Annotated in this window: 9 protein-coding genes; 2 read left to right on the top strand and 7 right to left on the bottom strand. The window is 46.9% G+C overall.

Annotated elements, in window-relative coordinates:
- The 5 genes from B9T16_RS09835 to rsmH all read right to left on the bottom strand — a co-directional run.
- Positions 1 to 224, bottom strand: a 224-nt coding sequence (locus B9T16_RS09835; RefSeq protein ID WP_410244653.1) for a MerR family DNA-binding transcriptional regulator, incomplete at its 3' end; no start/stop codon positions are given.
- 250 nt (positions 225 to 474) lie between these two features.
- Positions 475 to 1,404, bottom strand: coding sequence for a tRNA epoxyqueuosine(34) reductase QueG (queG, locus tag B9T16_RS09830; protein ID WP_006619516.1), 930 nt, complete (start codon positions 1,402 to 1,404; stop codon positions 475 to 477).
- 78 nt (positions 1,405 to 1,482) lie between these two features.
- On the bottom strand, positions 1,483 to 1,914 hold the full coding sequence (locus B9T16_RS09825; protein ID WP_006619517.1) for an ATP-binding protein: 432 nt from the start codon (positions 1,912 to 1,914) through the stop codon (positions 1,483 to 1,485).
- Positions 1,904 to 3,586: a SpoIIE family protein phosphatase gene (locus B9T16_RS09820; protein WP_006619518.1), complete on the bottom strand. Its 1,683-nt coding sequence runs from the start codon at positions 3,584 to 3,586 to the stop codon at positions 1,904 to 1,906. Before B9T16_RS09820 ends, B9T16_RS09825 begins: the two co-directional genes overlap by 11 nt.
- 41 nt (positions 3,587 to 3,627) lie before the next feature.
- Positions 3,628 to 4,566 (bottom strand): 16S rRNA (cytosine(1402)-N(4))-methyltransferase RsmH, encoded by a 939-nt coding sequence (rsmH, locus tag B9T16_RS09815; protein WP_006619519.1) that lies wholly within the window; start codon positions 4,564 to 4,566, stop codon positions 3,628 to 3,630.
- Positions 4,567 to 4,673: 107 nt separating this feature from the next.
- Here rsmH and B9T16_RS09810 point away from each other — a divergent pair, with 107 nt between their 5' ends.
- Complete coding sequence (locus B9T16_RS09810) at positions 4,674 to 5,858, top strand: NAD(P)H-quinone oxidoreductase subunit H (protein WP_006619520.1); 1,185 nt, start codon at positions 4,674 to 4,676, stop codon at positions 5,856 to 5,858.
- Positions 5,859 to 5,933: 75 nt separating this feature from the next.
- Complete coding sequence (locus tag B9T16_RS09805; protein ID WP_006619521.1) at positions 5,934 to 6,650, top strand: TIGR00266 family protein; 717 nt, start codon at positions 5,934 to 5,936, stop codon at positions 6,648 to 6,650.
- Positions 6,651 to 6,657: 7 nt separating this feature from the next.
- On the opposite strand, the gene mnmE is transcribed toward B9T16_RS09805, so the two are convergent.
- Both mnmE and B9T16_RS09795 read right to left on the bottom strand, forming a co-directional pair.
- Entirely contained in the window at positions 6,658 to 8,067 is a 1,410-nt protein-coding gene (gene mnmE, locus B9T16_RS09800; protein WP_006619522.1) for a tRNA uridine-5-carboxymethylaminomethyl(34) synthesis GTPase MnmE, read from the bottom strand.
- Between the two features lie 113 nt (positions 8,068 to 8,180).
- Positions 8,181 to 10,895, bottom strand: a complete 2,715-nt coding sequence (locus B9T16_RS09795; RefSeq protein ID WP_014277304.1) for a DEAD/DEAH box helicase — start codon at positions 10,893 to 10,895, stop codon at positions 8,181 to 8,183.
- Positions 10,896 to 10,907: the final 12 nt, after the last annotated feature.

Raw genomic sequence — 10,907 nt, 5'->3', positions numbered from 1 at the left:
TCGGGGTAGGGGTTGGAAAGTGCGGCCACCTGTCGGTTGAGGTCGGACTGCTGGGCGCGGCTACTAACTCTGGCATAGATAACGACTTTGCGTTTGTCACTGCCTGAKTTGGCAGCAGAATATGACTCAACGTTGTATCGTCGTTGCCCAGCCGGGGTTCTGATGGTCTCGATTGAGCCATTGGAGTCCCATCTGCGGAGTGTTCTTTCATGGACTCCAAGGATTTAGACCGCTTCCTTGGGTTTGACATATCTGGCAATAGGTTTATCCTCAACTATTCTCGCTTCTTATACCGTATTGCCCTAAAATATTAACCTAATTTGAGATTAAATCATGCTCCCGTTTCAATTGAGAGGTACTGCTTTGCTTAGGAAGGCTTCGCCAACGCAGAAGCCAGCTACTTTATTGGCTACTTCGGTAGCCTCAGTCAGTGAAGCGTCAAGAATCACCGTGGCTTCAGCGGGCGTGAGTATGTCAAAATTTCATGTTAGCCTGAGCATTACGCCGCCACATATAGGGCTTAATTCGGCGCAAAGCTGAGGCGGTGAACCTCTCATTCCAGGTTTCATCAGAAATAGTGGCTAATTCTTCTAAAGTCGGTGCCAGATTTTCCGGATAGGGATTAAAGGCCGCTTCTTTTGTGGGTTTAGCAAATCTTTCATTCCAGGGACAAACATCCTGACAAATATCACAACCTGCCACCCAATTATTAAGATTAGTTGCTATTTCTGGGGGCAAGTTTTCCGCTCGGTTTTCTATGGTATGATAAGCAATACAGCGGTTTGCGTCTACTAGAAAAGGTTCAGCGATCGCATTAGTAGGGCAGGCTGATAAACAGCGAGTACAAGTGCCACAATGTTCTGTATGGGGGCGATCGTACTCTAACACCAAATTAGTTAACACCTCTCCCAGAAACACCCAAGAACCGTAATTTCTAGTAATTAGATTCCCATTTTTAGCAATCCAACCCAACCCCGCCCGTTGCGCCCATAGCTTATCCTGAACCGGTCCCGTATCAGCATAATAGCGGGCTTCGATATCTTCCCCCTGCTGTTTTAACCACTGACAAAACTGCTTTAATTTCTTATGCAAAATGCGGTGATAATCTCGTCCCCAGCCATAGCGAGAAATTTTCGCATATTCCGGCTCATTTTTATGTTGATGTGGTGTATAATAGTTAATCGCAACACAAATAAGCGATCGCACTTCCGGCATAACTAGGCGAATATCCTGACGTTTAGGATTATCCATCCAAGCCAGATCCGCCTGATATCCTGCTTGTAACCATAGACGCAACCCTTCCACCTCTTCAGGGGTTGTTGTGGCTGGCGTAAAGCCGACCTGATCAAAACCTAAATCTAGGAGATATTGTTGAATTTGAGAACGGTCAACAGAAGCAGCCATCAGAGAGAAAAGTCAACAATGGAAAGTGGTTAATCATGGGGCTAATGCCACCCTATGGGGGGTGGTGGGATTAGAGTGTCAAGACGAGGACTCCTTAGAACCCAAACTAGCCTGTAACTCCAAACAATTACGGCCATCAGTTTCAAGTTTATAATCAACCCGATCCATGAGGCGCTTCATAATCAACCACCCATAACCATGTACTGGCTTATCTTCAGGTAATGGTGGTTCATAATCACTCATTTCATATCCCTTACCCTGATCCCAAATTTCCAAGCGAATGTCACCTTGATCAAGTTGTAGGCGAATAATCACCGGAAGATCAGGCTGATCGCGGTGAGCATGGCGAATCACATTAGAATAGGCTTCAGCTAGGACTAGGCGAAACCGATTCGACTGACGGGGCCAATCCACCGAGTCCCCTAACTGGACTTCCAAACTGCTTAATAGCCAGTGTTCAACAACTTCTAAAAACCGAATATCGCTCGGCACCTGTAATTCAGTGATCATCTGTTGACACAACCTCCAGAGAGAGTATGGTTTGATCGTCCTCCTGAACCGGATTTTGTTCACGGATGGAAGCCAGTAAAGCCTCTAAATTTAATAGGCTAGTTTGTTGTTTTAGGAGTTGCCATAACCCCTCCTGTTGCAGCATGGCACGGGCGGAATTACCATCATTGCCTTGTTGTAGCACAGTAGCCTCTGTAATTCCATCACTGGTTAGTAAAAATACATCTCCAGGGGACAAGACACGACTACCTACTTTTCCGCGCCAGATTGGGAGAATCCCTAAAGGAATACCCCGTTCTTTCAGAAAAATCGGCTCAACTGTGACATGGCCATCACCATTAAGGTTTTGTTGTTGGAGGGTGCGATGATCCCAAATCAGGGGGTAGATATGTCCAGCATTAGCATAGGATATTTCTCCTGTTGCTGGTGTGTAGCGAGCCAAAACCATGGTAATAAAGTGGTTATTGCCAATCAGATCATCAGATAAGATGCTATTAAGATTGTGCATTACCTGTTCTGGTTCTGGGGAAGTATCTTGAGAGAGTTCTCGACGCAAGACAGAAATGGCACTAGCCATAAACAAAGCTGCGGGAACTCCCTTCCCGGAAACATCCCCCAAAGCCACCCAAATATCCCCCATAGAGTGGATATAGACCTCAAAGAAATCACCCCCAACTTCTCTAGCTGGATAGCAGCAGGCTTGTAACTTCAGATTGTCAAATTCCGGCCAACTTTGGCGGAGTAAATTCATCTGAATTTGACGAGCGACCTTTAACTCACTCTGCATTTGCTCGGCGAGTTCTAGGGTACGTTGATATAGTCTAGCTTGAGACAGGGCGAGAGATGCTTGTTCGGAAACTACTTCTAACAGTTGAATATCCTCTTCCGACCAGGGTTGGTCTGCGCCATGGCGGTAAACGGCTAAAACGGCTAACAGGTCGTGTTGATAGGTAAGCGGAACTACAATGTGGCTGATGGTATCATCTCCCTGACCGCTGTGGGTCCGGGTTTCACGGGTTTCTACAGCCGCTTGCATCAAGGCTATGATATTGTCGGGTTCCGGGTGAGATTCACTCTGATAAGAGAACTCCTGTTCTGACAAAGAGCCCGATTCGATGGGTTTAACCTTACAAGCCAAGGCTTCAAAGGTTTCACCTACGGTATCTGCAATGGTTTGCAGCATACTTGCATAGTCGAGAGACTCGCGCAAGGCAATTACCACATCATTGTATAGCCGCTCTCGTTTCAAAGACCGACGCAGGGCGTTAGTGCGCTGTTTAAAAAATTTATAGGTTTCGGAGGCTTGCTGAACAACGGTTCGCAGTTCCTCTGGATTCCAAGGTTTGGTGATATATTTGAAGACTTGACCGGAGTTGATAGCTTCGACCAAATCTTCTACATCAGTGTATCCGGTCAGCAGAATACGGATAGTGTCGGGAAAGCGTTCAACGGTTTTACCGAGAAACTCTGTCCCATTCATTTCAGGCATCCGCTGATCGGAAATGATAATAGCCATTTCTCCCTCTTGATCAAGAATCTCGAGGGCTGTTAGGGCGCTATCGGCTTTGTGGACTTTGAAATCACGGCGAAACGTCCTGAACAGCAGGTCTAGGTTATCGGGTTCGTCATCGACGACCATTAGTTTCAGTTTGCGACCTTCTCCCCGACTCATGCTCTACGTTTCTCCTAGATCAATCAGGCATCTTAAACATCTTACCGAAAAACGGGGTTTAAAGTCTCATTTGTATTTCTTTGTGCCAATCTAAGTTTAGCGGAACGGGCGCGAGGATTTTGGCTAATTTCATCTGGCTGGGGAGTTATGGGTTTTTTGGTTAAGACTTTGAGTAGGGGATGATGGCGAAATCCGTGTTTGACTGGCCGATCTTCTAGGCTGTGGAAACTGATGATGCCGATACGTCCTCCGGGTTTAAGCCAGGTGGGGGCTGTTTCTAGGAAGGTTTCTAGGGCGCTTAGTTCTCCGTTTACGGCTATGCGTAGGGCTTGGAAAACTCGGGTAGCTGGGTGTATTCGCCCGTAACGGTACTTGGAGGGGACGCAATTGGCGATCGCCCCCGCGAGTTGTTCTGTGGTCTGAAAGGGTCGTTTTTGGACAATCTGCCTTGCTATGCGCCGAGATAGTCTTTCTTCGCCGTAGGTATAAAAGATATCAGCCAATTGTTTTTCGTCCCAGGTGTTAATGATTTCGGCGGCGCTGAGGGGGTCTTGTGGGTTCATTCGCATATCCAATGGTCCACAATGACGGAAACTAAATCCTCGTCCTGGGGTATCTAGTTGATGGGAGTTCACCCCTAAATCAGCTATGATGCCGTCAAATTGTGAGGGACTCGATGGATATTGGCTAAAGTTTCCGTGCCAAAATTGCAGGCGATCGCCACAATTACCCATAGTATCCATTAACATTGACTTGGCGGCGGCGATCGCTTCTAAATCACGGTCAATCGCCGTCACCCGCACATTAGGGGCCCCTTGAAAAATCATCTTTGTATGTCCCCCGCCGCCAACCGTAGCATCGAGATAGTGACCACCCTCCTGGACTGCTAACCCCTCGATTAATTCCCGCCCCAAAACCGGAATATGGACAAATTTCCCAGCCAATTCTAAATTATCCAAATCTCTACCTTTCTCAGACACCCCAAAATCCCTATAATCAGTTAAAGGAAACTCAAATTAATCGGCAAGTTACGCAGATTTGACGAGACTATAAGACCATCATAAACTCTAGCGCCATCAATAACGATATGAGCAGAATCGAAACTCGCACCGAACCCATGGTCATCAACATGGGACCCCATCACCCCTCCATGCACGGAGTGTTGAGGCTAATTGTCACCCTCGATGGCGAGGATGTAGTAGACTGTGAGCCCGTCATCGGCTACCTACATCGGGGCATGGAAAAAATCGCCGAAAACCGCACCAATATCATGTATGTTCCCTATGTTAGCCGTTGGGATTATGCGGCGGGGATGTTCAATGAAGCCGTAACAGTCAACGCCCCAGAAATGCTGGCTAATATTGAGGTTCCCAAACGTGCCCAGTACATCCGGGTAATCATGTTAGAGTTAAACCGGATCGCCAATCATTTACTGTGGTTAGGACCATTTTTAGCAGATTTAGGCGCGCAAACTCCCTTCTTCTACATCTTCCGAGAAAGGGAAATGATTTATGACCTTTGGGAAGCTGCTACTGGCTATCGCATGGTTAATAACAACTACTTCCGCATTGGTGGAGTCGCCGCCGACCTTCCCTATGGTTGGGTTGATAAATGCCATGATTTCTGCGATTATTTTCTCCCCAAAGTTGATGAGTATGAAAAACTAATCACCAATAACCCGATTTTCCGCCGCCGTATCGAGGGTTTGGGAGTTATTACCCGTGAACAAGCCATTAACTGGGGACTCTCTGGCCCTATGTTGCGCGCTTCTGGGGTTAATTGGGATCTTCGTAAGGTCGATCATTATGAATGTTACGATGATTTGGATTGGGATGTTCACTGGGAAACTGACGGAGACTGTCTCGCCCGTTATGTAGTGCGAATTCGGGAAATGCGGGAATCTGTTAAAATTCTTCGCCAAGCCTTAGATGGTCTTCCTGGGGGCCCCTACGAGAACTTAGAGGCACAACGGATGATGGGAGGGCCTAAGTCTGAGTGGAATAATTTTGATTACCAGTTTATTGGGAAAAAAATTGCTCCGACTTTTAAGATTCCTTCTGGAGAACATTATGTGCGCGTCGAAAGCGGTAAAGGGGAATTGGGCATTTATATTATCGGTGATGATAATGTTTTCCCCTGGCGGTTCAAAATTCGGGCAGCAGACTTTAATAATTTGCAAATTTTTCCCGATTTAGTTAAAGGTGAAAAAGTGGCTGATATTGTGGCGATTTTGGGAAGTGTAGATATTATTATGGGGTCAGTAGATCGCTAATCTGATTTCCCCGAACATATAGGGGCAAGTCTTTGGGCTTGCCCTCCATGCTTACTTCTCACGGTATTTTGACTTATGGCTGATGTAATTGATTACAAAATCTACGGTAATGATTTGCAATTGGTGGAAATTGAACTAGACCCCGGTGAGGGAGTTCAAGCCGAAGTGGGAACCATGACCTATATGGAAGATGGTATTCAAATGCAAACGGGTATGGGGAAAGGGGGGTTATTCTCTGGTTTTAAAAGGATGATTACCGGAGAAAGTTTCTTTATTACTACGTTTTTAAATAATGGTAAACAACGTTCTAGGGTGGGTTTTGCGGCGACTTCACCAGGGCAAATTATTCCGGTTGATTTATCTCAAATTGGTGGGGAATTTTTGTGCCAAAAAGATGCGTTTTTATGTGCTGCTAATGGTACGGAAATTAATGTAGCATTTACGAAGAAATTAGGGGCTGGTTTCTTTGGGGGGGAGGGATTTATTCTGCAACGATTAAAAGGGGATGGTCTGGCTTTTATTCAAGCGGGAGGGGCGATGATTCAAAAAACTTTACAACCTGGTGAAACTTTGCGAGTTGATACGGGATGTTTGGTGGCGTTTTCTCCGTCGGTGCGCTATGATATTCAGTTTGTGGGTGGTTTTCGTAATGCTTTATTTGGTGGGGAAGGGTTATTTTTGGCGAAAATGACGGGACCGGGTATTGTGATTGTTCAAAGTTTACCATTCTCTCGACTTGCCGATCGCATTAATTCTATGATTACTCTCCCTGCTGTCAGTAATGATGGATGATTGTTGATTATTTACCAATACAAAATCGACTAAAAATCCGGTCTAATACTGATTCGGTAACTTCCTCTCCGGTGACTTCTCCTAGGGCGTGAATTGCGCCGCGTAGGTCGATAGTCCAAAAGTCAAAGGGTAGACGATCGCCTATGGTGTTTTCCACTTGTTCTAGGGCTATTTTCGCACGGGTAAGGGCTGCTGCTTGACGTTGGTTAATGGCAAATTCCAGATTAGCTGATTGTAGGTTTTCCGTATGGACAGCGTTAAGGATGCTTGTTTCTAAATCGGTAATCCCTTGATTAAGGGTGGCGGCGGTTGCAATAATTAACGATGGTTTAATGTCAAGTTTATTAATAATAGCTTGACGTAAATTTTCTAGCTGTGCCGAGGATAGGCGATCGCTTTTATTCATCACTACAATTATTGGTCGATTTTTGACCTGCTGATAAATCTCATTTTCCCCTTCTGTCCAGCCCTTTTCACAGTCCAGGGTAAATAATACCAAATCCGCTGATTGAGCGGCTATCTGCGACCTTTCTACCCCAATTTGTTCGACTTTATCATCAGATTTACGAATCCCAGCCGTATCAAGAACTTGTACAGGAATACCCCCGACCACTAGCTGAGACTCTACCACATCCCTAGTAGTTCCGGGTAGGTCTGTGACAATGGCGCGATCGCTACGACTCCAAGCATTTAATAAGCTAGATTTTCCCACATTAGGACGACCAACAATTGCCACTTTTAAACCTGTGCGTAAGAGTTCCCCCCTATCTGCTGTGTCTAAGATATCAGTTAATTGCTGGAGGACCTCTTGTAATTGGTGGATAATTTCCGATTCATTTAAGGGGGGTAAATCTTCTTCAAAATCGACCCTAGCTTCAATTTCTGCTAAAATATCTAAACAGAGCGATCGCAGATGATGTATCGGATCGGCTAATTTTCCCCGCAGTCCAGCCAAAGCCGCAGACGCTGCCTGGGGAGACTGAGCCCCCACCAGTTCAGCGACACTCTCAGCTTGAGTCAAGTCTAGTCGCCCATTGAGAAACGCCCGCAGGGTAAACTCTCCGGGGGTGGCTAGTCTGGCTCCGGCTTGTAAACAAAGCTGTAGGACCTGTTGAACGGGGATAATACCACCGTGACAGTGGAATTCTACCACATCTTCGCGGGTGTAGGAGCGGGGAGCGAGCATTAATAGCAATAAAGCCTCATCCACCAGTTGCTGTGTGTGGGGATGATGGATATAACCATAGAGAATGCGGTGGCTTGACCAGGGCTGATTTCCTGGGGCTTTAAATAGGGTTTTAGCGATCGCGACAGCTTCTGCTCCAGACATTCTGACAATGCCAATACTGCCCTGTTGTGGCACAATGGCGGTGGCGATCGCAGCAATAGTTTCACTTTTGGTGGAAATTGGAGACATTTTCGTAATAACCAATATTACCAATTATCAAGTAGGTTGTAGGGGCGACATCTAGCCATCATCTAGCCTCCCTCCCCAGAAGGGAGAGCCAGCCAGAATCATCCATAATCCCTTTACTGCACACCCTCATTAACCGGGAAGCGATCGATTAAATTTTTAGCCTCGATCGCATTATCTTTCAACGTGCTACTGAGGTGAGGAACATGGGGAATTTGCGAGAGAAAATCCCGAGTGCGTCTGATAATCCTGACAATATCCCCCTCATCAAGAGTAGTATTTTTCACCAATTCCGCCCATTCTACCCCACCAGCCCACTGTTCAAGAATAGCACTGAGGCGCTGATGTTCTCGGCGTTCAGGAAGCACCAAAAACTCAACACGGTGGCGACCCTGAACCTTAATCAAAGATCTACGCAAAGACCACAGGCGGTTCAAAGTTTCCTGTACCACCTCCGAAAGCTGATAATGAGTCCAACTATCAGACCGAGAAACCTCAGTGACCAAAGCAGAACAAGCACCAGCCAAATTATAAGGCTCTAGGTTATCAAATTCTCCCGACATCAAAACCAACCCCAACCACAACTCATTATCCCCTCGCAGCGCTGCTGTCGCCTGTCCCAACTTAGTGGGCTGCAAATCATCCAAAGCCTCAAACTCTTGTAAAATGTCAATCAGATTAAGAAATTCCCGCCAATTACGTTCCAAATATTGACGCAACTCTTCCTGATAATCAACAATTTCCTTCTGAATAGCCGAACGGCGGCTCAAGCGTTTGAGGATTTTTTGAGGTTTCCCAAACTTTTGGGCTGGGTGTGTAGCTAAAATTTCCTCGACCTGTTCAATGCGAGTGATTTGGTTAACTACCTCTGGGGCCGTATCTGCGACCAACAGTTCTGGAATTTGTACAGCCAGGGCTTCGGTTATTTCATCTCCCCGTCGTGACTGTCCCAATTTAAACTGCATTTCTGGCATTTCCAAATGATCCACCCAGGTAAGCCTAGGAAGTTCAGCGTGTAAATTAACCACATCCATCGCCGCCACTATATACCAACGGTTATCTCGCCCCAAACATAGGAAATAGGGCGCTTGTCCAGGGCTAGGGGTTTGGGCAACCAGTACGGCGGAAATTGGCGGTGAGTCAGACTTGCGGGCGGTGGGGACGTGCTTACCCCGGAGGCTGACCAAAGTACCAAACGCTGCCAAGTCCAGGGCTTCTGCCATTTTTTGAGTGCGGGCTTCTCTGGCTTGTTTTTGCAGGGTTTTTAACAGTCGTTTTTCCTGCTTGAGGCGTTGCTGCTGCTTTTCATACTCAGCGAGGGTGTCTTCTAGGGTATTGATGTCTAAGTCCTCTCCTAAGCCTAATTCGGCTTCAACTTGGGCCAGTTTTGTTTCTAGGTTTTTAATATGTTGTTCTGCTGGAACTAAAGATAGGGTGGAGATATACTGACCAAAACTGCGTTCAACTAGGTTTTTTGCCTTTTCTAGGCTGTGGGTCTGCAACAGGTTCAGCACCATGCCATAACTGGGGCTAAATTGACTGACTAGAGGGTTGGGTTTGGATGTGGCTAAATAGGCTGCTTCCTCGGCTCCCTCAAAAGGGGTTTCTACGGTAACTACATGGCCGATGGTGTCCATGCCGCGCCGTCCGGCACGTCCTGACATTTGCAAAAATTCGGAGGCTCTCAGGAGGCGATGACCGTCGTCTGTGCGCTTGGATAGGCTAGAAATTACGGTGGTGCGGGCGGGCATATTTATCCCAGCGGCTAGGGTTTCGGTGGCGAAAACTACTTTAATGAGTCCTTCCTGAAATAGCTCTTCTACAAAGATTTTCCAGGCGGGAAGTAGTCCGGCGTGGTGGGATGCAATGCCTTTGGCGAGGGGTTCGAGCTGTTTGGGACGGGCGGCACCGGGGGTTTCTTTGATGAAACGGTTAATGCGATCGCGTAAAATTTGCGCCTCTTTGGGGCTGACTAGGGATAGATGGCTAATATCACCCACGGCGCGATCGCACCCACGACGGCTAAATATAAAATAAATCGCCGGTAACATATCCCGTTGTTTCAGTCGCAATACAATATCGGCTAGTTCTGGTACACCGCTTTTGCGGTTATAACTGCCACGCTGACGCGCTCTACTGCTTTTGGCTAATGATGGGCTGATGCGGCGTTTGCTACCATCGAGAAGGGGAAACATCCCTTTGCTGTTGCAAAAGTAGAACTCTACCGGGACCGGACGAGAATCGGAAGATATTAATTCTGTGGGACCGTGAACTCTTCTGATCCAATCGGTGAGTTGCTGTTGGTTGTCTACAGTAGCCGATAAGGCTAACAGTTGTATATTTCGAGGACAGTAGATGATTGATTCTTCCCAAACTGTGCCGCGCTGTCTATCATTCATGTAGTGGCACTCGTCAAGGACTACGGCTTCCACTCCTTCTAGGGATGTGCCTACTTCACCTATGGGAGTACCATAGAGCATATTTCGGAAAATTTCTGTGGTCATCACTAAAATGGGGGCATCCCTATGAAAGGAGATATCCCCGGTGAGTAGTCCCACCATCTCATCACCGAATTGTTCCCGAAAATCTCTTAATTTCTGATTGGAGAGGGCTTTTAGGGGTGTGGTGTAGAAGACTCGGCGACCGTTGGCTAGGGCGCGATGGATGGAATATTCCCCAATTAGGGTTTTTCCGGCTCCGGTGGGGGCGCATACTACTACGGATTTTCCCTCCTCTAAAGCGGCGATCGCCTCCTTCTGAAAATCGTCGAGTTCAAAAGGGAATAGATAACTTAAATCGAGTTGGGGGCTGTTTTGGATAGGATTTGACACAGGGATAATCTT

The organism is Arthrospira sp. PCC 8006 (genome assembly GCF_046480465.1).
In the GTDB taxonomy this organism is placed as follows: domain Bacteria; phylum Cyanobacteriota; class Cyanobacteriia; order Cyanobacteriales; family Microcoleaceae; genus Limnospira; species Limnospira platensis.
Note: the sequence above shows the minus strand (reverse complement) of the source record. Positions and strands in the feature narration are given on the sequence as shown.